The 25,345-nt window shown below is 58.8% G+C and carries 22 protein-coding genes and 2 pseudogenes; 22 read left to right on the forward strand and 2 right to left on the reverse strand.

The genetic code is table 11. The features are described from left to right. Nucleotides 1-286 precede the first annotated feature (286 nt). Both ADB02_RS08500 and ADB02_RS08505 read left to right on the forward strand, forming a co-directional pair. Complete coding sequence (locus tag ADB02_RS08500; protein WP_049190603.1) at nt 287-3,775, forward strand: DNA-directed RNA polymerase subunit beta; 3,489 nt, start codon at nt 287-289, stop codon at nt 3,773-3,775. A gap of 148 nt (nt 3,776-3,923) precedes the next feature. After that, nucleotides 3,924-7,895, forward strand: coding sequence for a DNA-directed RNA polymerase subunit beta' (locus ADB02_RS08505; RefSeq protein ID WP_049190606.1), 3,972 nt, complete (start codon nt 3,924-3,926; stop codon nt 7,893-7,895). Nucleotides 7,896-8,200: 305 nt separating this feature from the next. On the opposite strand, the gene ADB02_RS08510 is transcribed toward ADB02_RS08505, so the two are convergent. After that, nucleotides 8,201-8,848 (reverse strand): SDR family oxidoreductase, encoded by a 648-nt coding sequence (locus ADB02_RS08510; protein ID WP_049190607.1) that lies wholly within the window; start codon nt 8,846-8,848, stop codon nt 8,201-8,203. Nucleotides 8,849-9,390: 542 nt separating this feature from the next. Here ADB02_RS08510 and rpsL point away from each other — a divergent pair. From rpsL to ADB02_RS08595, 17 genes are all read left to right on the forward strand, one after another. Next, entirely contained in the window at nt 9,391-9,762 is a 372-nt protein-coding gene (gene rpsL, locus ADB02_RS08515; protein WP_005509887.1) for a 30S ribosomal protein S12, read from the forward strand. Between the two features lie 3 nt (nt 9,763-9,765). Next, nucleotides 9,766-10,236 (forward strand): 30S ribosomal protein S7, encoded by a 471-nt coding sequence (gene rpsG, locus ADB02_RS08520; RefSeq protein WP_016422052.1) that lies wholly within the window; start codon nt 9,766-9,768, stop codon nt 10,234-10,236. Between the two features lie 299 nt (nt 10,237-10,535). Next, nucleotides 10,536-12,668 (forward strand): elongation factor G, encoded by a 2,133-nt coding sequence (gene fusA, locus ADB02_RS08525; protein WP_016422053.1) that lies wholly within the window; start codon nt 10,536-10,538, stop codon nt 12,666-12,668. A gap of 502 nt (nt 12,669-13,170) precedes the next feature. Beyond that, a complete protein-coding gene (tuf, locus tag ADB02_RS08530; RefSeq protein WP_049170037.1) occupies nt 13,171-14,361 on the forward strand; it encodes an elongation factor Tu in 1,191 nt (396 codons plus the stop codon). Nucleotides 14,362-15,030: 669 nt separating this feature from the next. After that, complete coding sequence (gene rpsJ, locus ADB02_RS08535; RefSeq protein ID WP_003938093.1) at nt 15,031-15,336, forward strand: 30S ribosomal protein S10; 306 nt, start codon at nt 15,031-15,033, stop codon at nt 15,334-15,336. A 31-nt stretch (nt 15,337-15,367) separates the two neighbouring features. Beyond that, nucleotides 15,368-16,024, forward strand: a complete 657-nt coding sequence (gene rplC / locus ADB02_RS08540; RefSeq protein ID WP_005509762.1) for a 50S ribosomal protein L3 — start codon at nt 15,368-15,370, stop codon at nt 16,022-16,024. Continuing rightward, nucleotides 16,021-16,668, forward strand: coding sequence for a 50S ribosomal protein L4 (gene rplD / locus ADB02_RS08545; protein ID WP_049190610.1), 648 nt, complete (start codon nt 16,021-16,023; stop codon nt 16,666-16,668). Before rplC ends, rplD begins: the two co-directional genes overlap by 4 nt. Further along, the gene (rplW, locus tag ADB02_RS08550; RefSeq protein WP_005509869.1) at nt 16,668-16,973 is read left to right on the forward strand and encodes a 50S ribosomal protein L23; all 306 of its coding nucleotides are present in this window, start codon (nt 16,668-16,670) and stop codon (nt 16,971-16,973) included. The genes rplD and rplW overlap by 1 nt, the downstream gene beginning before the upstream one ends. A 37-nt stretch (nt 16,974-17,010) precedes the next feature. Next, nucleotides 17,011-17,853: a 50S ribosomal protein L2 gene (gene rplB, locus ADB02_RS08555; protein WP_016422056.1), complete on the forward strand. Its 843-nt coding sequence runs from the start codon at nt 17,011-17,013 to the stop codon at nt 17,851-17,853. Nucleotides 17,854-17,867: 14 nt separating this feature from the next. Next, on the forward strand, nt 17,868-18,146 hold the full coding sequence (rpsS, locus tag ADB02_RS08560) for a 30S ribosomal protein S19 (protein WP_005509882.1): 279 nt from the start codon (nt 17,868-17,870) through the stop codon (nt 18,144-18,146). A 3-nt stretch (nt 18,147-18,149) separates the two neighbouring features. Next, complete coding sequence (gene rplV, locus ADB02_RS08565; protein ID WP_005509775.1) at nt 18,150-18,512, forward strand: 50S ribosomal protein L22; 363 nt, start codon at nt 18,150-18,152, stop codon at nt 18,510-18,512. Then, the gene (gene rpsC / locus ADB02_RS08570; protein ID WP_016422058.1) at nt 18,512-19,252 is read left to right on the forward strand and encodes a 30S ribosomal protein S3; all 741 of its coding nucleotides are present in this window, start codon (nt 18,512-18,514) and stop codon (nt 19,250-19,252) included. Before rplV ends, rpsC begins: the two co-directional genes overlap by 1 nt. 3 nt (nt 19,253-19,255) lie before the next feature. Then, a complete protein-coding gene (gene rplP, locus ADB02_RS08575) occupies nt 19,256-19,672 on the forward strand; it encodes a 50S ribosomal protein L16 (RefSeq protein WP_016422059.1) in 417 nt (138 codons plus the stop codon). Further along, complete coding sequence (gene rpmC / locus ADB02_RS08580) at nt 19,672-19,908, forward strand: 50S ribosomal protein L29 (RefSeq protein WP_005509851.1); 237 nt, start codon at nt 19,672-19,674, stop codon at nt 19,906-19,908. Before rplP ends, rpmC begins: the two co-directional genes overlap by 1 nt. Continuing rightward, on the forward strand, nt 19,905-20,183 hold the full coding sequence (gene rpsQ, locus ADB02_RS08585) for a 30S ribosomal protein S17 (protein ID WP_042388398.1): 279 nt from the start codon (nt 19,905-19,907) through the stop codon (nt 20,181-20,183). The genes rpmC and rpsQ overlap by 4 nt, the downstream gene beginning before the upstream one ends. Before the next feature lie 201 nt (nt 20,184-20,384). Continuing rightward, nucleotides 20,385-21,734 carry a magnesium transporter gene (mgtE, locus tag ADB02_RS08590; RefSeq protein ID WP_049190611.1) on the forward strand — a complete coding sequence of 450 codons (1,350 nt, stop codon included), beginning with the start codon at nt 20,385-20,387 and terminating at the stop codon, nt 21,732-21,734. Nucleotides 21,735-21,787: 53 nt separating this feature from the next. Beyond that, nucleotides 21,788-22,447, forward strand: coding sequence for a class I SAM-dependent methyltransferase (locus ADB02_RS08595; RefSeq protein ID WP_080969610.1), 660 nt, complete (start codon nt 21,788-21,790; stop codon nt 22,445-22,447). A gap of 20 nt (nt 22,448-22,467) precedes the next feature. On the opposite strand, the gene ADB02_RS08600 is transcribed toward ADB02_RS08595, so the two are convergent. Further along, the gene (locus ADB02_RS08600; RefSeq protein WP_049190613.1) at nt 22,468-23,364 is read right to left on the reverse strand and encodes a carbohydrate kinase family protein; all 897 of its coding nucleotides are present in this window, start codon (nt 23,362-23,364) and stop codon (nt 22,468-22,470) included. Between the two features lie 27 nt (nt 23,365-23,391). Between ADB02_RS08600 and ADB02_RS11360 the strand changes: the two are divergent. The 3 genes and pseudogenes from ADB02_RS11360 to ADB02_RS08615 all read left to right on the forward strand — a co-directional run. Continuing rightward, nucleotides 23,392-23,775: pseudogene (locus ADB02_RS11360) on the forward strand (glycoside hydrolase family 32 protein); the annotation flags it as partial. Further along, a pseudogene (locus ADB02_RS08610) lies at nt 23,759-24,301 on the forward strand (PTS transporter subunit EIIC); the annotation flags it as partial. The pseudogenes ADB02_RS11360 and ADB02_RS08610, both read left to right, overlap by 17 nt. Nucleotides 24,302-24,523: 222 nt before the next feature. Next, a complete protein-coding gene (locus ADB02_RS08615) occupies nt 24,524-25,306 on the forward strand; it encodes a formate/nitrite transporter family protein (RefSeq protein ID WP_414630089.1) in 783 nt (260 codons plus the stop codon). Nucleotides 25,307-25,345: the final 39 nt, after the last annotated feature.

A 25,345-nucleotide genomic window follows, 5' to 3' on the forward strand; every position in this document is an offset into this window, starting at 1 on the left:
GCTCTTTTATAGTTTGCGCTCGGAGCGCGGGGCTATTATGTAGCACCGTTTTTCGTGCATCTAGCTGTTAAAGGAGTTGCCGCGGCGCCGTCGTTAGGGCTCGGGGGCTCGCCTTTTAAAGGCTGGTCTTGGAGGCCAAGTGGCGGGGGAATCACTTTCGTGTGTGACCAAAGGTTAGACGCAAAGTATCCCGGTGCGCAACAGAAATAATTCCTGCAACTTGAATCGCGTATAAACCAAGCGGGCGGAGCGCACCACCGGTTGCCGGTGTGCTTCACCGCGTGAGGTGCTGGAAGGACGCATCTTGGCAGTCTCCCGCCAGACCAAGGCAGTAACCGGTATTCCCGGAGCTTCGAAGAGGTACTCGTTTGCAAAGATTCAGGAGCCGATTGCGGTTCCTGGTCTGCTCGACCTGCAGCGTGAGTCTTTCGCATGGCTCATTGGCACGCCTGAGTGGCGCGCTCGTCGCCAGGAGGAGCTCGGAGAAGACGCTCGGGTTACCAGCGGTCTCGAAGATATTCTAGAAGAGCTCTCTCCGATCGAGGACTACTCCCAGAAGATGTCTCTGACGCTGTCGGACCCATGGTTCGACTCCGTCAAGAACACCGTGGATGAGTCCAAGGATAAGGACATCAACTACTCGGCTCCCCTCTACGTCACCGCGGAGTTCACCAACCGCGAGACCGGTGAGATTAAGAGCCAGACTGTCTTCATCGGCGACTTCCCGATGATGACGGATAAGGGTACGTTCATCGTCAACGGAACTGAGCGTGTCGTTGTTTCTCAGCTGGTGCGCTCTCCGGGCGTCTACTTCGATGAGACCATCGACAAGTCCACCGAGCGCCCGCTGCACTCGGTGAAGATTATTCCGTCGCGCGGTGCGTGGCTGGAGTTCGACGTCGACAAGCGGGACACCGTCGGCGTTCGTATTGACCGTAAGCGTCGCCAGCCGGTCACGGTTCTGCTGAAGGCTTTCGGCTGGACCACTGAGGAAATCAAGGAGCGCTTCGGCTTCTCTGAGATTATGATGGCCACCCTGGAGAAGGACGGTGTTGCAAACACCGACGAGGCTCTGCTGGAGATTTACCGCAAGCAGCGCCCGGGTGAGCCGCCGACGCGCGAGTCCGCGCTGGCTCTGCTGGAGAACAACTTCTTCAAGCCGAAGCGTTACGACCTGGCCAAGGTCGGTCGCTACAAGGTCAACCGCAAGCTGGGCCTGGGCACTGAGGTCTCTGGCGAGATGGTCCTGACCGAACAGGATATCGCTACCACCATTGAATACCTCGTGCGCCTGCACGACGGCGAGAATGTTATGACCTCGCCGGAAGGGGTCGAGATTCCGGTTGAGACCGACGACATCGATCACTTCGGTAACCGTCGTCTGCGTACCGTAGGCGAGCTGATTCAGAACCAGGTTCGCGTGGGTCTGTCCCGCATGGAACGCGTGGTTCGTGAGCGCATGACCACTCAGGACGTGGAGTCGATCCAGCCGACCACTCTGATTAACGTGCGCCCGGTCTCCGCGGCTATCCGTGAGTTCTTCGGTACTTCCCAGCTGTCCCAGTTCATGGACCAGAACAACTCGCTGTCGGGTCTGACCCACAAGCGTCGTCTGTCCGCACTGGGTCCGGGTGGTCTGACCCGTGACCGTGCTGGTCTCGAGGTTCGAGACGTTCACCCGTCCCACTACGGCCGCATGTGTCCAATTGAGACCCCAGAGGGTCCGAACATTGGCCTGATTGGTTCGCTGTCCTGCTACGCACGCGTGAACCCGTTCGGTTTCATTGAGACTCCGTACCGCCGCGTCCGCGATGGTGTCATCACCGACGAGGTCGACTACCTCACCGCTGATGAGGAAGACCGCTACGTTGTCGCGCAGGCTAACACCCCGATTGATGAGAACGGCCGCTTCGTTCAGGAGACCCTGTCTGTTCGTAAGAAGGGTGGTGACGTCGAGTCCGTCCGTGCCGATGAGGTCGACTACCTCGATGTTTCCCCGCGTCAGATGGTCTCCGTGGCTACTGCCATGATTCCGTTCCTCGAGCACGACGACGCTAACCGTGCCCTGATGGGTGCGAACATGCAGCGTCAGGCTGTGCCGCTGCTGCGTTCGGAGGCTCCGTTCGTCGGTACCGGTATGGAGCAGCGTGCTGCTTACGACGCCGGCGATGTCATTGTCGCTTCGGCCACAGGTGTGGTCGAGACCGTGTCGGCAGACTTCATCACCATCATGGATGATGAGGGCCAGCGCCACACCTACCTGCTGCGCAAGTTCGAACGCACCAACCAGGGCACCTGCTACAACCAGAAGCCACTGGTTGACGAAGGCCAGCGTGTTGAGGCCGGCCAGGTCATCGCTGACGGTCCGGGTACCGACAACGGTGAGATGGCACTTGGTAAGAATCTGCTCGTGGCATTCATGCCGTGGGAAGGCCACAACTACGAGGACGCCATCATCCTGAACCAGCGCATGGTTGAGGAGGACATCCTGACCTCGATTCACATCGAGGAGCACGAGATTGATGCCCGTGACACCAAGCTGGGTCCGGAGGAAATCACCCGTGACATCCCGAACGCGTCCGAGGAGATGCTGAAGGATCTGGATGACCGCGGTATCGTCCGCATCGGTGCTGACGTTCGCGACGGTGACATCCTGGTCGCTAAGACCACGCCGAAGGGCGAGACTGAGCTGACTCCGGAGGAGCGCCTGCTGCGCGCTATCTTCGGCGAGAAGTCCCGCGAGGTCCGTGACACCTCCATGCGTGTCCCGCACGGTGAGTCCGGCAAGGTCATCGGCGTCCGCGTCTTCTCCCGTGAAGACGATGACGACCTGGCACCGGGTGTCAACGAGATGGTCCGCGTCTACGTTGCGCAGAAGCGCAAGATCCAGGACGGCGACAAGATGGCAGGTCGCCACGGTAACAAGGGTGTTATTGGCAAGATCCTGCCGCAGGAGGACATGCCGTTCCTGCCGGACGGCACCCCGGTCGACATCATTCTGAACACCCACGGTGTTCCGCGTCGTATGAACATCGGCCAGGTCCTCGAGGTTCACCTCGGCTGGCTGGCGAAGGCCGGCTGGAGCATTGAGGGCGACCCGGATTGGGCTAAGCGTCTTCCGGCAGACCTGCACGACGTTCCGTCCGACTCCCTGGTCGCAACCCCAGTGTTCGACGGTGCTGAGAACGAGGAGCTCGCTGGTCTGCTCGCGTCGTCCCGCCCGAACCGTGACGGCGAGGTGCTGGTCAACGCTGACGGTAAGGCCACGCTGTTCGACGGCCGCTCTGGCGAGAAGTTCCCGTTCCCGGTTTCGGTGGGCTACATGTACATGCTGAAGCTGCACCACCTGGTCGACGAGAAGATTCACGCTCGTTCCACCGGTCCGTACTCCATGATTACCCAGCAGCCGCTGGGTGGTAAGGCTCAGTTCGGTGGTCAGCGCTTCGGTGAGATGGAGGTGTGGGCAATGCAGGCATACGGCGCTGCCTACACCCTGCAGGAGCTGCTCACTATCAAGTCCGATGACGTGGTTGGCCGCGTCAAGGTCTACGAGGCAATCGTGAAGGGCGACAACATTCCGGATCCGGGTATTCCGGAGTCGTTCAAGGTGCTTCTGAAGGAACTGCAGTCGCTCTGCCTGAACGTTGAGGTCCTTTCGGCCGACGGCGTTCCGGTTGAGTTGGGCTCCTCCGACGATGAGGAACTCGACCACGCGACCGCTTCCCTCGGCATTAACCTGTCCCGCGATGAGCGTTCCGACGCTGACTCCGCATAGTTTCTCGCTTAACGACGAAACATTGCGTGAGTATCAGGGTCGGGAAGCCCTAACTCGCGAATAACCCAACACAGACGACAACGTACAAAAACCTCCGCAGAGAATTTGGTTTCCGCATTACTTCGATGCGGAGGGAAAGGGAAAACAGGTGCTCGACGTCAACAACTTTGACGAGCTCCGGATTGGGCTCGCTACCGCCGACGACATCCGCCGCTGGTCTCGCGGTGAGGTCAAGAAGCCCGAGACGATTAACTACCGTACGCTGAAGCCGGAAAAGGATGGCCTTTTCTGTGAGCGTATCTTCGGCCCGACCCGTGACTGGGAGTGTGCTTGTGGTAAGTACAAGCGCGTTCGCTTCAAGGGCATCATCTGTGAACGCTGTGGCGTTGAGGTGACCAAGTCGAAGGTTCGCCGTGAGCGCATGGGCCACATTGAGCTGGCCGCTCCGGTCACTCACATCTGGTACTTCAAGGGTGTGCCGTCCCGCCTCGGCTACCTGCTCGACTTGGCTCCGAAGGATCTGGAAAAGATCATCTACTTCGCCGCCAACATCATCACTTCTGTGGATGAAGAGGCTCGCCACAACGACCAGGAAACCCTCGAAGCAGACATGCTCGTGGACAAGAAGCTGGTTGAGGACGACCGCGACCAGGAGCTGGCCGAACGCGCCCAGACCCTGGAAGAGGATCTGGCTGAGCTCGAGGCAGCCGGTGCCAAGGCTGACGCCCGCAAGAAGGTTCAGTCTGCAGCCGAGCGCGAGATGCGCCACATCCGTGAGCGCGCCCAGCGCGAGCTGGATCGTCTCGACGAGATCTGGAACACCTTCATCAAGCTCGAGCCGAAGCAGATGATTATCGACGAGGGTATTTACACCGAGCTCGTCGACCGCTACGAGGATTACTTCACCGGTGGTATGGGTGCTGAGGCTATTCAGACCCTGATCCGCAACTTCGACTTGGCCAAGGAGGCCGAGGAGCTGCGCGAGATTATTCGCGACGGCAAGGGTCAGAAGAAGATGCGCGCCCTCAAGCGCCTGAAGGTTGTCACTGCATTCCTGCAGTCCGGCAACGACCCGGCCGCTATGGTGCTTGACTGCATCCCGGTGATTCCGCCGGAGCTGCGCCCGATGGTGCAGCTCGACGGTGGCCGCTTTGCGACCTCAGACCTGAACGACCTCTACCGTCGTGTTATCAACCGCAACAACCGCCTGAAGCGCATGATTGACCTCGGCGCTCCGGAGATCATCGTCAACAACGAGAAGCGCATGCTTCAGGAATCCGTTGACGCACTGTTCGACAACGGACGTCGTGGCCGCCCGGTCACTGGTCCGGGTAACCGCCCGCTGAAGTCCCTGAGCGACCTGCTCAAGGGTAAGCAGGGTCGTTTCCGTCAGAACCTGCTGGGTAAGCGTGTTGACTACTCCGGCCGTTCGGTTATTATCGTCGGCCCGCAGCTGAAGCTGCACCAGTGTGGTCTGCCGAAGCTGATGGCTCTCGAGCTGTTCAAGCCGTTCGTGATGAAGGAGCTCGTGGCCAAGAGCTACGCGCAGAACATCAAGAGCGCGAAGCGCATGGTTGAGCGTCAGCGCCCAGAGGTGTGGGACGTCCTCGAAGATGTCATTACCGGGCACCCGGTTCTGCTGAACCGTGCACCTACGCTGCACCGCCTGGGTATTCAGGCGTTCGAGCCGGTCCTGGTTGAGGGTAAGGCAATTCAGCTGCACCCACTGGCTTGTGAGGCTTTCAACGCCGACTTCGACGGTGACCAGATGGCAGTCCACCTGCCGCTGTCCGCTGAAGCACAGGCCGAGGCTCGTGTCCTGATGCTGTCCTCGAACAACATTCTGTCGCCGGCTTCCGGTAAGCCGCTGGCTATGCCGCGTCTGGACATGGTCACTGGCCTGTACTTCCTGACGCTGGAGAAGCCAGAGCTGCCGGGTGGCCACCAGGATGCCACCGAGGACGCACCGGAGCAGGGTATTTACACCAGCCCGGCCGAGGCCATCATGGCTTACGACCGCGGTGCAATTGGCCTGCAGAGCCCGATTAAGGTTCGCATCAGCCACCTGCGTCCGCCGGCTGAGATTGAATCCGAGCAGTTCCCAGACGGTTGGAACAAGGGCGATACTTGGCTGGCTTCGACCACGCTGGGCCGCGTTATGTTCAACGACCTGCTGCCGTGGAACTACCCATACGTCGAAGGCGTTATGGCTAAGAAGCCGCAGGCTGCGATCATCAACGACTTGGCTGCCAAGTACCCGATGATCACGGTCGCTCAGACCGTCGACAAGCTCAAGGATGCTGGTTTCTACTGGGCTACCCGTTCTGGTGTCACCATTGCTATGTCTGACGTGCTGGTTCTCCCGAACAAGCGGGAGATCCTAAACGGCTACGAAGAGAAGGCCGCCACGGTGGAGAAGAAGTTCCGCCGCGGTAAGCTCTCGGCTGCTGAGCGTCACGAGTCGCTGGTTAACCTGTGGAAGGCCGCGACGGCTGAGGTCGGTGAAAAGGTCGAGGCTCTGTACCCGGATGACAACCCGATTCCGATGATCGTGAAGTCGGGTGCTGCCGGTAACATGGGCCAGATTCACTCGCTGGCCGGCATGAAGGGCATGGTTACGAACCCGCGTGGTGAATACATCACCCGCCCGATTAAGACCTCCTTCCGCGAAGGCCTGTCGGTTCTCGAGTACTTCAACAACTCGCACGGTTCCCGTAAGGGTCTGGCCGATACCGCGCTTCGTACCGCTGACTCGGGTTACCTGACCCGTCGTCTGGTCGACGTTGCGCAGGACGTCATCGTTCGCGAAGAGGACTGTGGCACTCACGATGGTGTCATTGTCGAGATCGGCGAGGATGTTCTGGACGCAACCGGCAACCCGACCGGCGAGATCCGTCGTGCGAAGTATGTCGAGACCGCCGCGATTGCTCGTGTGCTGGCAGCCGATGTCACCGACGCTGAGGGCAATGTCCTTATCGCAGCTGACACCGACCTGAACGACGACCACATCACCCTGGCTCTCAGCCACGGTGTCAAGGAAGTCAAGGTCCGCTCGGTTCTGACCTGTTCCACCGCAACCGGTGTCTGTGCCAAGTGCTACGGTCGCTCGATGGCAACCGGCAAGCTCGTCGACATCGGAGAGGCTGTCGGTATTGTCGCTGCGCAGTCCATTGGTGAGCCGGGTACCCAGCTGACCATGCGTACGTTCCACCAGGGTGGTGTCGGTGGCGACATTACCGGTGGTCTGCCGCGTGTCCAGGAGCTGTTCGAGGCCCGCGTGCCGAAGAACAAGGCTCCACTGGTCCGCGAAAACGGTCGCGTGCGCCTGGAGGAGGACGAGCACTTCTACACGCTCACCCTCATCCCGGATGCCAACAGCGAAGACGAGGTTGTTTACGACAAGCTGTCCAAGCGTCAGGGCCTGGCTGAAATCACTGTCGATGGCCGTCGTCGCGCCATCCGCGATGGTGACCATGTGGTCAAGGGGCAGCAGCTGCTCAAGGGCGCTGCCGATCCGCACGAGGTCCTCGAGGTCCTGGGCCGCCGAGGCGTCCAGCGCCACCTCATCGAGGAAGTCCAGTCGGTCTACCGTGATCAGGGTGTGGCCATTCACGACAAGCACATCGAGGTTATCGTCAGCCAGATGCTGCGCCGCGTGATTGTGTCTAAGCCAGGTGACTCCGACCTGCTGCCAGGTGCACTGGTCGAGCGCTCCACGGTCATGGCGAAGAACCGCGAGATTGTCGCCTCCGGTGGCAGCGTCATCGAAGGCCGTCGCGTGCTGATGGGTATTACCAAGGCATCGCTGGCCACCGAGTCCTGGCTGTCCGCCGCCTCCTTCCAGGAGACGACGCGCGTGCTTACCGACGCCGCTATCAACAAGCGCTCGGATAAGCTCATCGGCCTGAAGGAGAACGTGATCATCGGTAAGCTGATCCCGGCTGGTACGGGTATCTCGCGCTACCGCAACATCACGGTTGAGCCGACTGAGGAAGCTGCCCGCCAGGCAGCCGCCCCGTTCGCTTCCTTCGGCGAGGGCTTCTACGGTGCCGAGGACACCTACGGCATCGATCAGGTCGGTTCCGCAGTTCCGCTGGATGACATCGGAACCTTCGAGTAGAAATCAATAGCTTTGCGGCAGCGGCTGGGGGGAGCGGGAGAATTCCCTCGGTCACTGTCTGGCAAAGCACCTCGCCTGACAGTTGGGGCTTCGTGCGCTAACTGTTAGGTGGCAACCGGAAAAATCCTCCGGCACAGTTGTGGCTTACTAGCGGGTTGCTAGTTCGTCACGGTCGTGCCGGAGGATTTTTCTTTGTCGAGGCAACCCAACTGGAAAACTCGGCTGGAGACTGAAGAAAGGCGATAGGAACAGAGGCAAGGGGCAGGGGAGGAAGGGCCTAGGGGTTCCGTCCCGACCTCCCTCCTCTACATCTTGAGAGCCTCTGCAATCGGGGTGTTGCCCTCGTTGAAGTTAATCATGCGACCAACGGTAGCCTCGTTGAACACGGCCTGCGCGATGACATTGGCAACGGTCGCGCGAGCGACCTCGCCTGCCTTGTCCGCCGTGGTGTCGATGGAATCCTGGCCCTCGTTGAGCGTGAGCGCACTCGGGCCGAGAATGGTCCATTCCAGGTTTGAAGCGCGCAGCGCTTCGTCGGCTGCAGCCTTGGACTCGGCATAGGCAAAGAAGCTGTGATCCTCTGGAACGCCATGGTCGTGGCCCGCACCAAAGTAAGAGACCATCACGTAGCGCTTAACGCCAGCCTGCTCGGCTGCGGCAATCGAAGTAATAGCTGCGTCGCGGTCGATCGCGTACGTCCGTTCTGGTGAACCTCCACCAGCGCCGGCGGACCAAATCACAGCGTCGTGCGCGCTGAGAAGGTCCGCAAACTGTTCGGTCGAGAGACTGGCGATGTCGTAAACGGCTGGTGTGGCGCCGAGAGCCTCGATATCCGGAACCTGGTCGGGGTTGCGTATAACAGACGTGACCTCGTAGCCATCGTCGATAAGTAGGGGAGTAGCGATTTGGGCCACCTTGCCGTGGCCGCCAATGACAATAACCTTTTTAGACATGTCCCCACCTATACGCTGCCAGTACACTGCTGGCAATGAAGAAGGCATTCGCCTGTGGTGAACATGGCGATTAAGTTTCTCCAGCGCTGATGCAGGACAGTACTATGGGCAAACCGAACGGACGGCAGAATTGGCCGAGTTATCAATTCAAACCGGCATAGTAACGTCTGCGTCTTTTGGGGCGAGGCGCGCCGTGCTGAACACCCAAAAATTTGATCACCAAGCCCACAAGCGCTCAAAGTGCTTGAAATTTATAGGCCATTACCAGGGTGTTTGGACTAAACCCGCAGCTCGCGTACTGTTATACAACGATCCCAGAAAAGAATTGGGAACTTGAGACATTACCCAGTAGGCCAGCGAGAGCGGCTGACTGGGTTTCGCACGTTCAAAATCCCTCCATTTCTTGCGTTCAACCGATGGGCTCACCACTGGATGAGTAATAACTTTTCTTGTGATGCATTCACACGGAAGGTGGTTACTCCGCTGCGGTTGGCATCGGTCGTGAGAATGTCCAGCGAGGATTGAAAACAGAAAGAGGCTTCATGCCCACTATTCAGCAGCTGGTCCGCAAGGGCCGCCATGACAAGAAGGCTAAGGTTGCAACCGCAGCTCTGAAGGGTTCCCCTCAGCGCCGCGGCGTTTGCACCCGTGTTTACACCACCACCCCGAAGAAGCCGAACTCGGCTCTTCGTAAGGTCGCTCGTGTTCGCCTGACCTCCGGTATCGAGGTTTCGGCTTACATTCCGGGTGAGGGCCACAATCTGCAGGAGCACTCCATGGTGCTTGTTCGCGGTGGTCGTGTTAAGGACCTCCCGGGTGTCCGCTACAAGATCGTCCGTGGTTCCCTCGACACCCAGGGTGTCAAGGACCGCAAGCAGGCTCGTTCCCGCTACGGCGCAAAGAAGGAGAAGTAAGCCATGCCACGTAAGGGCCCAGTACAGAAGCGTCCTGTCGTCAACGACCCGGTCTACGGCTCCCCTCTGGTGTCGCAGCTGGTCAACAAGGTTCTGATCGACGGTAAGAAGTCGACTGCAGAGCGCATCGTCTACGGTGCGCTTGAGCTGTGCGAAGAGAAGACCGGTACTGACCCGGTGCTGACTCTGAAGCGCGCAATCGAGAACGTCAAGCCGGCTCTTGAGGTTCGTTCCCGCCGTGTTGGTGGCGCCACCTACCAGGTTCCGGTCGAGGTTCGTCCGGGCCGTGGCACCACGCTGGCACTGCGCTGGCTGCTGATGTTCTCCCGTCAGCGCCGTGAGAACACCATGACCGAGCGTCTCGCTAACGAGATCCTCGATGCATCCAACGGCCTGGGTGCATCCGTCAAGCGTCGTGAGGACACTCACAAGATGGCGGAAGCAAACCGCGCATTCGCTCACTACCGCTGGTAATCGCTTATCGACGGAGGCCGCGAGTGGTCACCGTCGTAGAGCAGCTGCCGGTATGTCAACGGCGCGCGTCGGTCGCGGTCCACAGATCTTTAAGGGTCACTCAATAGGGGCCAGCCCGGCGCTTACACCCGATGTCTTGCGTAGAATTTACGCAATAGGTGTACGTCACGGCGCGACTTCGCGCCAAGACGGTGGCATTATAGATAAAGCAAACCCGACCGACGGCGGATTTGACGGCCAATTGCAATCCCGTAATTGAGTCTCACCGCCAAACCGATTTGAAACGAGTGGGGAATCAAGTGGCTGAAGGTGCACTTCCCGTTAAGAAGGACCTCCACAAGGTCCGCAACATCGGCATCATGGCGCACATCGATGCTGGTAAGACGACTACGACTGAGCGCATCCTGTACTACACGGGTATTAACCGCAAGGTCGGCGAGACTCACGATGGTGGCGCTACCACCGACTGGATGGAGCAGGAGAAGGAGCGCGGTATCACCATTACCTCCGCTGCTGTGACCTGTTTCTGGAACGACAACCAGATCAACATCATCGATACCCCGGGCCACGTCGACTTCACCGTTGAGGTTGAGCGTTCCCTGCGTGTGCTCGACGGTGCCGTCGCAGTCTTCGACGGTAAGGAAGGTGTCGAGCCGCAGTCTGAGCAGGTTTGGCGTCAGGCTCAGAAGTACGATGTCCCGCGTATTTGCTTCGTCAACAAGATGGACAAGCTGGGCGCTGACTTCTACTACACCGTTGGCACCATCGTTGACCGCCTCGGTGCTAAGCCGTTGGTTATGCAGCTGCCGATTGGCGCTGAGGATGACTTCGACGGCGTTGTTGACCTGCTGGAGATGAAGGCCCTCATGTGGCCGGGCAAGGTTGAGATCGGTACTCCTGCGCAGGTCGAGGAGATTCCGGCGGACATGGTCGACAAGGCTAACGAGTACCGTGAGAAGCTCATTGAGACCGTCGCTGAGTCCGACGAGGAGCTCATGGAGAAGTACTTCGGTGGCGAAGAGCTGACCATGGACGAGATCAAGGGCGCCATCCGCAAGATGGTTATCAACTCTGAGGTCTACCCGGTCTACTGTGGTACCGCGTACAAGAACAAGGGTGTTGAGCCGCTGCTCGACGCTGTCATTGACTTCCTGCCGAATCCGCTGGACATCGGTGAGGTTCACGGCCACCAGATGGGCGACGAGGACGTCGATATGGTCCGTAAGCCGTCTAAGGATGAGCCGTTCTCCGCTCTCGCATTCAAGATTGCTGCTCACCCGTTCTTCGGCAAGCTGACCTTCGTCCGCGTTTACTCCGGTCGTGTGGAGCCTGGCCAGCAGGTCCTGAACTCCACCAAGGACAAGAAGGAGCGCGTCGGTAAGCTGTTCCAGATGCACGCCAACAAGGAGAACCCTGTTGACGAGGCAGTGGCAGGTAACATCTACGCCTTCATTGGTCTGAAGGACACCACCACCGGTGACACCCTGTGTGCACAGGATGCTCCGATCGTTCTGGAGTCCATGTCCTTCCCGGATCCGGTTATCTCCGTTGCTATTGAGCCAAAGTCCAAGGCTGACCAGGAGAAGCTGGGTACCGCTATTCAGCGTCTGGCTGAAGAGGACCCGACCTTCACCGTTCACCTGGATGAGGAAACCGGCCAGACCGTTATCGGCGGTATGGGCGAGCTCCACCTCGACGTCCTGGTTGACCGCATGAAGCGCGAGTTCAAGGTCGAAGCAAACATCGGTAACCCGCAGGTTGCTTACCGCGAGACCATCCGCAAGCCGGTCGAGAAGTTCGAGTACACCCACAAGAAGCAGACCGGTGGTTCGGGTCAGTTCGCCCGCGTCATCATTGCTCTGGAGCCGTACTCCCCGTCCGCTGAAGAGGTGGAAGAAGGCGAGTCCACAACTTACCTCTTCGCAAACGAGGTCACCGGTGGCCGCGTTCCGAAGGAGTACATCCCGTCTGTCGACGCTGGTATCCAGGATGCAATGCAGTACGGTACCCTCGCCGGCTACCCGCTGGTGAACATCAAGGCAACCCTGCTCGACGGTGCTTACCACGAGGTTGACTCCTCCGAAATGGCCTTCAAGATCGCTGGTCAGCAGGCTCTGAAGGAAGCTGTTCAGAAGGCTAAGCCGGTCCTGCTCGAGCCGATGATGGCCGTTGAGGTCATTACTCCGGAAGAGTACATGGGTGAGGTCATCGGTGACATCAACTCCCGTCGTGGCCAGGTCAACTCCATGGAAGACCGCACCGGCGTCAAGGCTGTCAAGGCTCTGGTTCCGCTGTCCGAGATGTTCGGCTACGTTGGTGACCTGCGTTCCAAGACCCAGGGTCGCGCTAACTACACCATGATCTTCGACTCCTACGCTGAGGTTCCGTCCTCCGTGGCCGAGGAGATCATTGCAGCTCGTACCGGCGCTTAAATCACGCCGGTAGGGTGGGGCACTCAATCAGAGTTGACCCCATCCCTGCACGCACTGCACTGTCACTCTTTTAGAGAACGCAGTGCGAGGGTCTGCAGCTTTAGTAGATTCCCTCTAGCTTTGACTGTGCTGAGACATCGTCAGACTGTTGGCGTGTGTTAGCACAGGCAAGCTCTAGGGGGTAGCTGCTCGCAATTCATATCGTTGGCCGATTTTAGATCGCAGCTCAAATATCTAGCATTTATGCAGGTAAATGACGATGTGAGTTGCTGGCCGTTACCCACCCTTAACTAGGGGGTTGGTCTGGTTTGGAAAACTCCAGTATCCTGCCCTAGTATCGAGTAACTGGCACAGTGAAAGAATAGTGCTCTTTTGCGCGCGCACGTTCCGAAGTCGGAAGCGAACAGCTTCAAGGCTTCTGATGCTTGTGAAGGCGGATTGAGTGACCACAAAATTGTGGCTGCGAGAGTCGTGGCCACCTAGACCTCCAGGAGGACTAAAAGTGGCAAAGGCGAAGTTCGAGCGTACGAAGCCGCACGTCAACATCGGTACCATTGGTCACGTTGACCACGGTAAGACCACCACTACCGCCGCTATCACCAAGGTTCTGGCTGACAAGTTCCCGGACCTGAACGAGTCGTTCGCTTACGATGCCATCGATAAGGCACCGGAAGAGAAGGAACGTGGCATTACCATCAACGTTTCCCACGTTGAGTACCAGACGGAGAAGCGCCACTACGCTCACGTCGATGCCCCGGGCCACGCCGACTACATCAAGAACATGATTACCGGTGCTGCTCAGATGGACGGCGCAATCCTGGTTGTCGCTGCTACTGACGGCCCGATGCCGCAGACCCGCGAGCACGTTCTGCTGGCTCGCCAGGTTGGCGTTCCGTACATCCTCGTTGCACTGAACAAGTGCGACATGGTCGACGACGAAGAGATCATCGAGCTCGTCGAGATGGAGGTCCGCGAGCTGCTGGCTGAGCAGGACTACGACGAGGAAGCTCCGATCGTCCACATCTCCGCTCTGAAGGCTCTTGAGGGCGAAGAGAAGTGGGTCAACTCCATCCTCGAGCTGATGGAAGCTTGCGACGAGAACATCCCGGATCCGGTTCGCGAGACCGACAAGCCGTTCCTGATGCCGATTGAGGACATCTTCACCATTACCGGTCGCGGCACCGTTGCTACCGGTCGTGTTGAGCGCGGCGTTCTGAACGTTAACGACGAGGTCGAGATTCTGGGCATCAAGGAGAAGTCCCAGAAGACCACCGTTACCGGTATCGAGATGTTCCGCAAGCTGCTGGATTCCGCTGAGGCTGGCGACAACTGTGGTCTGCTGCTCCGCGGTACCAAGCGTGAGGACATCGAGCGCGGTCAGATCGTTGCTAAGCCGGGCGCTTACACCCCGCACACCGAGTTCGAGGGTTCCGTCTACATCCTGTCCAAGGATGAGGGCGGCCGTCACACCCCGTTCTTCGACAACTACCGTCCGCAGTTCTACTTCCGCACCACCGACGTCACCGGCGTCGTTTCCCTGCCGGAAGGTGTCGAGATGGTCATGCCGGGCGACAACGTTGACATGTCTGTCAAGCTGATTCAGCCGGTCGCAATGGACGAGGGCCTGCGCTTCGCTATCCGCGAGGGTGGCCGCACCGTCGGCGCTGGCCGCGTTACCAAGATCGTTAAGTAAGTCTTTTCCCCATAGGGGAAATGCTTTAACTTAAGTCTTAGAAGAATCCCGACTCCGCGTAAGCGGAAGTCGGGATTTTTTGTATCTGTACATAGCCGACACTAGACCGGGCGGGGCGGCGCAATAGCCGTCGTCAAGCAGACTGTGCCGTAATGGGTGTGATGTACGTTGCACTTTGGAATCGTGATTTTACATTCGTAGCCCGGACGTGCTTTAATACGGAGGTTGCTTTAACAAAGGCGTTCGCGCCAATTGTTGTATCAGGCCCAGCTGGGAACCAGTACGAAATTGGACATAGCGCCTATGGTAAGGCGAGCATGACCACGTAGGGAAGTTTCTTCCCAATCGTGCCTCACGGAGAAAACGGGCGACACGCCCGACCGCGGGGGTCGGAGGTGGCATGGCAAATTAACAGCGGCAGTAGGCAAATGAAGAGCCCCACGAGGGGGACTTGTTTTCCACTGGGATTTGAGTGCAAGGCGTTATTCGTCCGCTCGGGTCATGGCCAAAAGTTAATTTGCCATGACGATCGAAGACGAAATCGCTTTGAAGTAATGCACAACCCAGTTTTAATTTCTGGCGCTGGCCATAGTTGCTGACGGCGTCGAGAAACATTGACAGGGTCGACGCCCCTTTAATTGGGGCGCGCCGACCGAGGAGAGGACAAGCGTGGCCGGACAGAAGATCCGCATCAGGCTCAAGGCCTACGACCACGAGGCTATCGACGCTTCTGCGCGAAAGATCGTGGAGACCGTTACCCGTACGGGTGCACGCGTCGTTGGCCCGGTGCCGTTGCCAACCGAAAAGAACGTTTACTGCGTTATCCGTTCGCCGCACAAGTACAAGGACTCGCGCGAGCACTTCGAGATGCGCACTCACAAGCGTCTGATCGACATTCTCGATCCAACGCCGAAGACCGTCGATGCACTTATGCGCATTGACCTTCCGGCAAGTGTCGATGTGAACATTCAGTGATCCTGGACTTTTGGTAGCGGAGACAAGATAAATGAGTGAAAACGAGATCAAGGGCATCCTGGGCACGAAGCTCGGTATGACTCAGATCTTCGACGAGGAGAACCGCGTTGTTCCGGTTACCGTCGTTGAGGCTGGGCCGTGCGTAGTGACTCAGGTGCGCACTAAGGAAACCGACGGCTACGACGCCGTCCAGATTGCATACGGCGAAATTGACCCGCGTAAGGTCAACAAGCCGGAGGCCGGCCACTTCAAGAAGGCCGGTGTGACCCCGCGTCGCCACAGCGTTGAGATTCGCACGCCGGACGCTTCCTCTTACGAGGTCGGCCAGTCCGTTGGTGTCGACATCTTCGGCGAAATTGAGTACGTCGACGTCACTGGTACCTCTAAGGGCCACGGCTTCGCCGGTGGTATGAAGCGCCACGGCTTTGCTGGCCAGGGTGCTGCTCACGGTAACCAGGCTGCTCACCGTCGTGTTGGTGGCATTGGCGCTTGCGCCACGCCAGGACGCGTCTTCAAGGGCAAGCGCATGGCAGGCCGCATGGGTAACGACCGGGTCACGACCCAGAACCTGAAGATTCAGAAGGTTGACGCTGACGCGAACCTGCTGCTCATCAAGGGCGCAGTTCCGGGTGCACGCGGCGGCCTGCTGGTTGTTAAGACTGCCACGAAGGGTGGTGCTCACGCATGACCAACCTCAAGCTAGACGTACACACCGCTGAAGGCGGCGTGAACGGTTCGGTTGAGCTTCCTGCTTCCGTGTTCGACGCGGAGGTGTCCATCGCCCTGATGCACCAGGTTGTTGTCGCGCAGCGTGCAGCAGCTCGCCAGGGCACCCACAAGGTCAAGACCCGCGGTGAGGTTCGCGGCGGTGGCCGCAAGCCGTGGCGCCAGAAGGGTACCGGTCGCGCTCGTCAGGGTTCGATCCGTGCTCCGCACTGGACCGGCGGTGGCATTGTCCACGGCCCGGTGCCGCGCGACTACAGCCAGCGCACCCCGAAGAAGATGATTGCAGCTGCTCTGCGCGGCGCACTCTCTGACCGTGCTCGCCACGACCGCATCCACGTTGTCGAGGAACTGGTCCCAGGCCAGACCCCGTCCACCAAGGCAGCTCGTACTTTCGTCGAGCGTCTGACTGAGCGCCGCAACGTGCTCGTCGTTCTGCCGCGCGAGGACGTCAACTCGTGGAAGTCGGTTCGTAACCTGCCAGGTGTCCACATCCTGTCTGAGGATCAGCTGAACACCTACGACGTTCTGAAGGCCGATGACGTCATCTTCGCCGTTCAGGCACTCAATGACTTCATCACTCGCACCGCCGGTAAGGAGGAGAAGTAATGGCTACCATCGCAGATCCCCGCGACATCATTGTTGCACCGGTAGTGTCTGAGAAGTCCTACGGACTCATGGAGCAGGGCGTTTACACGTTCCTGGTCCACACCGACGCTAACAAGACCCAGATCAAGATCGCGGTCCAGGAGATTTTCGGTGCCAAGGTCGCTTCCGTCAACACCCTCAACCGTGAGGGCAAGCGCAAGCGTTCCCGCACCGGCTACGGCAAGCGCAAGAACACCAAGCGCGCCTACGTGACTCTCGCGGCCGGCAGCGATCCCATCGACATCTTCGGCGGTTCGGCAGCTTAGCCGCTAGCCGACGAGGAAGTTAAGGAAGAGCAAAAGTATGGCTATTCGTAAGTACAAGCCGACTACGCCGGGTCGCCGCCAGAGCTCCGTCTCCGAGTTCAGCGAGATTACTCGCTCGACTCCTGAGAAGTCTCTGCTGCGCCCGCTGTCGAAGACTGGTGGCCGTAACGTTCACGGTCACATCACCACTCGCCACAAGGGTGGCGGACACAAGCGCCAGTACCGTGTCATCGACTTCCGTCGTAATGACAAGGACGGCATTCCGGCAAAGGTCGCTCACATCGAGTACGACCCGAACCGTACCGCCAACATCGCACTGCTGCACTATGCAGACGGTGAGAAGCGCTACATCATCGCTCCGAAGAACCTGAAGCAGGGTGCCATCGTTGAGTCCGGCGCTAATGCCGACATCAAGGTTGGTAACAACCTGCCGCTGCGCAACATCCCGACCGGTTCCACTATTCACTGCGTGGAGCTCAAGCCGGGCGCTGGTGCACAGCTGGCACGTTCTGCTGGTGCTTCTATTCAGCTTCTCGGTAAGGAAGGCAAGTACGCAGTTCTGCGTATGCCGTCCTCTGAGATCCGCCGCGTCGACGCACGTTGCCGTGCAACCGTCGGTGAGGTCGGAAACCAGGATCAGATTAACATCCGTTGGGGCAAGGCCGGCCGTATGCGCTGGAAGGGCTGGCGCCCGACTGTCCGCGGTGTTGTCATGAACCCGGTCGACCACCCGCACGGTGGTGGTGAGGGTAAGACCTCCGGTGGTCGCCACCCGGTTTCCCCGTGGGGCCAGAAGGAAGGCCGCACCCGTAAGCCGAACCGTCCGAGCGACCAGCTGATCGTTCGTCGCCGTCGTACCAACAAGAATAAGAAGCGCTAAGGAGGGAACTGAGAATGCCACGCAGCCTTAAGAAGGGCCCGTTCGTCGATGAGCACCTCCTCGCGAAGGTCGATGCACAGAACGAGAAGGGCACCAAGCAGGTCATCAAGACCTGGTCTCGCCGCTCCACGATTCTCCCCGATTTCATCGGCCACACCTTCGCCGTTCACGACGGTCGCAAGCACGTGCCGGTGTTCGTGGATGACTCTATGGTCGGCCACAAGCTGGGCGAATTCGCCCCGACCAAGACCTTCAAGGGTCACGTCAAGGATGACAAGAAGGGACGTCGATAAGCCATGAGCAACGACATTACTTCTGCACGCGCAACTGCGCGCTTCGTCCGCGTTACTCCGATGAAGGCACGTCGCGTCCTGGACACCGTTCGCGGTAAGTCCGTCGACGAGGCACTGAACATCCTGGAGTACGCTCCGCAGGGTGCTGCTGATCCGGTTGCCAAGGTTGTTGCGTCTGCAGCTGCAAACGCTGAGAACAACTTCGGCCTGGACCGTCGTACTCTGGTCATCTCCGAGGCTTACGCCAACGAGGGACCGACCATGAAGCGCTTCCGCCCGCGTGCGCAGGGCCGTGCTTTCCACGTCCGCAAGCGCACCAGCCACATCACCGTGGTCGTCGAGAGCCAGAAGGAAGGTGACCGATAGTGGGACAGAAGATCCATCCACACGGTCTTCGCCTCGGTATTTCCAGCGACTGGAAGTCCCGCTGGTACGCCGACAAGCAGTACGCTGACTACCTGGCCGAGGACATCAAGATTCGCGATCTGCTGTCCACCGGTCTTGAGCGCGCCGGCATCTCCGATGTCGTTATCGAGCGCACCCGTGACCGCGTGCGTGTGGACATCCACACCGCACGCCCGGGCATTGTTATCGGTCGTCGTGGCTCCGAGGCTGACCGCATCCGCGGCCAGCTCGAGAAGCTCACCGGCAAGCAGGTTCAGCTGAACATCCTCGAGGTCAAGAACATTGACGCGGATGCGAAGCTGGTTGCTCAGTCCATCGCTGAGCAGCTCGCCAACCGTGTCGCTTTCCGTCGTGCAATGCGCAAGGCTATCCAGTCTGCAATGCGTCAGCCGCACGTCAAGGGCATCAAGGTTGTCTGCTCCGGTCGTCTCGGCGGTGCCGAGATGGGCCGCACCGAGCGCTACCACGAGGGTCGCGTTCCGCTGCACACCCTGCGTGCGGAAATCGACTACGGCACCCACGAGGCTCACACCACCTTCGGCCGCATTGGCGTCAAGGTGTGGATCTACAAGGGTGACGTGATCGGTGGCCGTCGCGAGTCCGAGATCAACGCCGGCAACGACCGCCAGCGTCGCGGCAACGACCGTCCGCGTCGTGGTGGCAAGCGTCGTCAGCGTGCATCTGAGAAGAAGGAGGGCTAATTCATGCTCATCCCGAAGCGCGTTAAGTTCCGTCGCCAGCACCGCCCGACCCGTTCTGGTATGTCCAAGGGCGGCAACAAGGTGACTTTCGGTGACTACGGTCTCCAGGCTCTCGAGCCGGCCTACATCACCAACCGTCAGATTGAGGCAGCGCGTATTGCTATTAACCGCCACGTCAAGCGTGGTGGTAAGGTCTGGATCCAGATTTTCCCGGACCGTCCGCTGACCCAGAAGCCACTGGGTGTTCGTATGGGTTCCGGTAAGGGCCCGGTCGAGAAGTGGGTTGCAAACGTCAAGCCGGGTCGCATCATGTTCGAGATGTCCTACCCGGACGAGGCAACTGCTGTCGAGGCACTGAAGCGCGCAGGCGCTAAGCTGCCGATTAAGACCCGAATCGTTCGGAAGGAGGATCAGTACTGATGTCGAACGGCATTCCCGCCCACGAGCTTCGCTCGCTGGATAACGATGACCTGGTTGCCAAGCTCAAGGAGTCTAAGGAGGAGCTGTTCAACCTCCGTTTCCAGAGCGCTACCGGTCAGCTGACCAACAACCGCCGTCTCCGCACTGTCCGCAAGGATATTGCTCGCATTTACACCGTTATGCGTGAGCGCGAGCTCGGCCTGTCTGCTGCACCAACCGATGGTGATGCAGCATGAGTGAGGAAAACATGAACACCACCGAGGCTGGCGCACGCAAGGTGCGCACCGGTTACGTCGTGTCCGACAAGATGCAGAAGACCATCGTCGTCGAGCTCGAGGACCGCAAGCAGCACGCCCTGTACGGCAAGATCATGCGCACGAACTCTAAGGTCAAGGCGCACGACGAGAACGAAGAGGCTGGCGTGGGCGACCGCGTCCGCATCGAAGAGTGCCGTCCGCTCTCCAAGGACAAGCACTACCGCCTGATCGAGATCATCGAGAAGGCTAAGTAAGACCCGTCAGCTGAGCAATCAGCTCGGGCTTTACGACGAGAACCCCGTCGCGGGAAACACGAAAGTGTTTTCTGTGGCGGGGTTTTGTTTTTTTTAGAAAGCCATGTTCCTTTGTATTTCTAGTCCGCTCAGTCCAGGTTTGATGGTTTTTATCTCTGATAGCATTGGCCAGGATTTGTGCTTTGTGAGGGGAGAAGTTCGGTGACTACTGACGTGACCAGGATTGATGATCGAGATCTCGAGTCCGCGCTTCGCTCACATGACGTGGCTACGCTGTCGCGGCTCTTAACTGATATTGAACCCAAGGTTGCCGCTCGAAAGATGCGCCGCCTCAGCCATGAGGAACGTGCGCTGTTCTACCGCACACTCCCGAAAGACACGGCGGTTGAAACCTTCGATGAGCTGAACTCGGCTCTGCAGGCGCACCTGATTGACAGCCTCCGTGATCCTGAAGTCACCGCAGTTTTCGCGGACATGGAACCGGACGATCGAGCAGAGCTGCTCGACGAGCTGCCTGCGTCTGTCGCTGCAAAACTGCTCGCCGATCTGCCGGATGATGAGCGAGATCTGACCAACATCGTCCTCGGCTACCCCGACGGTTCCATTGGGCGTCGCATGAGCCCGGAGCTGGTGTCGCTTCACGACGATATGACGGTGGGGGAGGCTCTGGAGACCGTCTACAAGCATCTGGATGATGCCGAATCGATCTACACCCTGCCGGTGTCGAACCGGAAGCGTCGGCTGGTGGGCGTGGTCAGTCTTCGTGAATTGATGCGCGCCAGCAGCGATATCCAGGTTGCGGCTATCTTGCGGAAGGCTGATTTCGCAGAAGCTACCGAACCCGAAGAGAAGGTAGCCCGCATGTGCGCTGATCATAAGCGTCTAGCTCTGCCGATTGTCGACAGCGAGCAGCGTGTTATCGGTCTGCTCACGGTGGACGACGCCCTCCGGATTCTGGAAGAGGCAGACTCCGAGGACCAAGCTCGTATTTCCGGTTCTGAGCCTCTGCGCTTGCCCTACCTCGCGACGCCCATTTTCGAGATTGTTCGCTCTCGTGTGGTGTGGCTGCTCGTGCTTGCTATCGGTGCAACATTGACCGTGCAAGTCCTGGAAACTTTCGAAGAGACTCTTTCTCAGATGGTGGTTCTCTCGGTATTCGTGCCGCTGCTGATTGGTACAGGTGGCAATACCGGTAACCAGGCAGCAACCACGATTACGCGTGCGTTGGCGCTGGGGGATGTCCAACCCCGCGATATATTCAAAGTCATTCTCCGCGAGGTGAGAGTCGGTGCCTTCCTCGGTTTATTGCTTGGTACTCTCGGCCTGCTATTGGCTGGCTTGGTTTACGGCTGGGACATCGGCCTAGTGATTGGTCTGACGCTGCTGGGTATTTGTACTCTCGCGGCAACTGTCGGTGGCATCATGCCGCTGATCGGTAAGAAGTTCGGCATTGACCCAGCCGTCTTCGCTAACCCGTTCATTACAACCCTCGTCGATGCCTCCGGTCTGATCATCTACTTCCTGATCGCTAAGTCAGTATTGGGAATCTAGTCCCGTCGCGCAGGGGACGTCGGCGGTATAGAAAAGAGAGCAACTACGCCATAATGGTGGCCATGAGCAATGGCACCCACAATCACCGCACTTGGAAAGAAATTATCGCCGCCGATCCGCAGCATTCCCGCCGCTACGCCAACCGCTGGCGGGGATTCGTGCGCGAGGGCCGCGATATTGACGGCGAGGCGCGGTTGGTGGATGCAATGGCGCCACGCCACGCTCGAATCCTGGATGCCGGCTGTGGGCAGGGGCGCGTCGGCGGTTACCTGGCGAAGGCTAGTCATCGAGTCGTCGGTGTCGACGTCGACTCCTATCTCATCGACGAGGCAAAGCGACAGTTCCCGGACGCGACGTGGTTGGTAGGGGACTTGGCGCAGCTGCCGCACGTGCTTGACGACGGGCTGGAGAACACACCCCACGATGACACGGCATCCGCCTTCGACGTCATCATTTGCCCCGGCAATGTGCTGACTTTCGTAGCGCCAGAAGACCGCGCGAAAGTACTGCAGGGCTTCGCGGAGGTGCTGAATCCGGAGAACGGTCGTGCCATTATCGGCTTCGGTGCTGGCCGTGGCTGGGACTTTGCGGATTTTGAAACGACTGCGCAGGAGGCTGGGCTCACCGTGATTCAGCGTTATTCCACGTGGGATCTTCGTCCCTTTGACGGTGAGTCTCAGTTCCTGGTTGCAGTGCTTGAGCGAGCTAAATAGAGCGGACTAAATAGCGCTGACTAGGAATCCTTAGCCAGCAATTCTTCAACCTCGATTTTCGTCGGCGGCTGCGCTCCCTTGCGGGACACAGTGATGGCAGCCGCGGCGGCCGCATAGTGCAGAATCTCGCGCCACTGATCTGGTGATACGGAAGTCAGGTCAGCTGCCGTCAGACCTCGTTCCTCAATTTGCGCCAAAAGTGCGCCCATAATTGTGTCCCCAGCGCCGATGGTGTCAACGACATTCGCGTTGACGGCTGGGACATCGATGCGGTTTCCGTCGGCAAGCAAAGTGAGCCCATCGCCACCTCGGGTGATGACGGCGGCCGGAACTTTAGTCAGCGCCTCTTCGCCAAGGAACTCGACTTCCTCGTCCGAGAGCTTCAACAAATTGACGTAGGGGAGCAAGCTCATGAGGAATTCGCGGTGTGCATCTGTTGCGTACATGGGGCGAATATTTGGATCCAAAGCGACCAGGGTGCCATTGGCCGCGAACTGTTTGAGCAATTCCGCGTATCGGCTGGCACCCGGTTCCAGCGCCAGCGACAGCGTGCCAAAACATGCGATATTCGCTTCGATGAGCTCCGGCTCCACAAGTGGGGTGGCCGTGCCGTCGGTGTAAAAGGTGTACGTTGCAGAGCGATCGTCGTGGATGGTGGTTACCGCCAGAATGGTCGGCTCTGGGCCACGCTGAACGTAAGAGGTGTCGACCCCTTCGTTTTCCAAGTGCTTGACCAGCTCATTTCCGAAACCATCCGTCGACAGGCGGGACTGGAAAATAACATCCGCACCGAGGCGAGAGGCCGTAACCGCGACGTTGTAGGGGCCTCCGCCTAGCGCCGGCACGTGGTTATTGAGGCTGCCAGGAGATACCGGAACGAGGTCAACCAGACCTTCGCCGCAAACACAAATAGCCATGACTTCAATAATATCGGGGGGGGGGGTATGACCTATCGGTCGAATTACCATCTGTCACCGCCACAGGGCCGACTGAATGACCCGAATGGCCTTTTCGTGGACGGCGAGACACTGCATGTGTTCTACCAGCATGATCCATGCTTTCCACATGCGCCGAAGAGAACTGGGTGGGGGCATGCGTCCGCGTCGCTCACGACAGCCGAGCGGTGGCGTCATTACCCCGATGCGCTGTATCCGGACATGCCCTATGACAAGCATGGTTGTTATTCGGGAGGCGCAGTCGTCGATGGCGATGATGTGTGGCTCTTCTATACCGGCAACCTGAAGGTAGACGGGCGCCGCATTCCGTCGCAGAATCGGGTCCGTGCGCTTGCTCCCTCCGGCCCAGAGGGTGGGATTCATCTTGCCGATTCTGGTTATCTCATGGATTCTGGCAACGATTGAGAAGTTCTTCCATAAGCGTCTCAAGGGCACTGTCGACTTCATGCTGACACCACTGTTGACGTTGCTCATCACTGGTTTCATCACCTTTGCCGCCATTGGTCCAGTACTGCGCACTGCAGGTGAATGGCTGGGTATTGGTCTTGCAAATCTGTACGAATTCGCGGGACCTGTGGGTGGCTTCTTGTTCGGCTTGGTCTACTCGCCAATTGTCATTACTGGTCTGCACCAGTCCTTCTCACCAATCGAGTACATGCTGTGGGACCAGGGCGGCTCGTTCATTTTCGCGACGGCATCGATGGCCAATATTGTCCAAGGTGGTGCCGCGCTGGCGGTGTACTTCCTGGCCAAGAGCGAGAAGCTTAAGGGTTTGGCAGGTGCGTCCGGTATGTCGGCACTATTCGGAATTACCGAGCCAGCCATCTTTGGTGTGAACCTACGTTTGCGCTGGCCGTTTTACATCGGTATGGGTGCTTCGGCCATTGCCTCAACCATGAAGGACGAGCCGAAGTCAGAAACTGCTGCGAAACCTGCTGTTACCGCAGAGAAGAAGTAAATCTGCATCTCTTCGACGGTGAATCGCAGTTCCTGGTTGCAGCGCCTAAGGGGGGGTAGGGCGCTGTGACCGTCGTAAAGCGGTTGCGATTCCGCGTCAGCCTGTCGTTATTCTTTTATGCGAATAACTGCAATTAACGGCACGCAGGGAAAGGCTTCGGCGGTGATGCTATACGAAACGCTGGATACGGCTGGCGACAAGAAACAGGAACTGTTGACGCAGGACTACGGACGATTTGCCGTGCGAGCGGTCCTGGCGGGTATGTACCTGACGCTCGGGACGGCATTTGCTGCGGTGGCCGGGCAAGTAGCAGAGGGCGTCGCGCCGGGGACTGGGGGACTGGTTTTTGCGTGCCTATTCGGGCTTGGACTGTTCGCCATTGTGGTGCTCGGTGCAGAGCTGGCGACTGGCAGCATGATGTTTGTGTCCTGGTCCGCCGCACGCGGACGCATGGCGTGGGGAGTGGCCTTTCGAATGGTGGCCGTCGCTACGTTCTACAACTTCATCGGTGCGGCGATTGTGGCGCTGGTGCTCAGCCAGAGCGCCAAGCTCGGTGGGATTGATGACACACATCTGATTTCCACCTTGACTGAGGGGAAGCTGGCCAAGCCATTCTTCGGCGCTTTCGTAGAGGCCATGGGTGCGAACTTCGTGGTCAATATGGCTGTCTTAGGTGCACTTCAAGCCAAAGAAATCATTTCGAAGTTCGTTGTGATTCTGCCGATCATTGCAGTGTTCGTCGGGCTCGGACTCGAGCACGTGATTGCGAACTTCTCGTTGTTTTCCTTGGCCTTTTTCGCTGATCCGCATCCTGCAGGCTTCGATGGTCTGCACATTACTGTTAACTGGGTGGCCGTGTGGCTGGGCAACTTCGTAGGTGGTGGCCTGGGAATCGGCGCGGTCTACGCCTGGTTGAACCAGACGAAGACCAGCTATGTTGACTAGTTTTTGAGCTTCGCCGCGTGCTAACCGGGCACCTATCTG

The sequence above is a fragment of the Corynebacterium sp. 212_CJEI genome (assembly GCF_001055915.1).
Taxonomy (GTDB): Bacteria; Actinomycetota; Actinomycetes; order Mycobacteriales; family Mycobacteriaceae; genus Corynebacterium; species Corynebacterium jeikeium_D.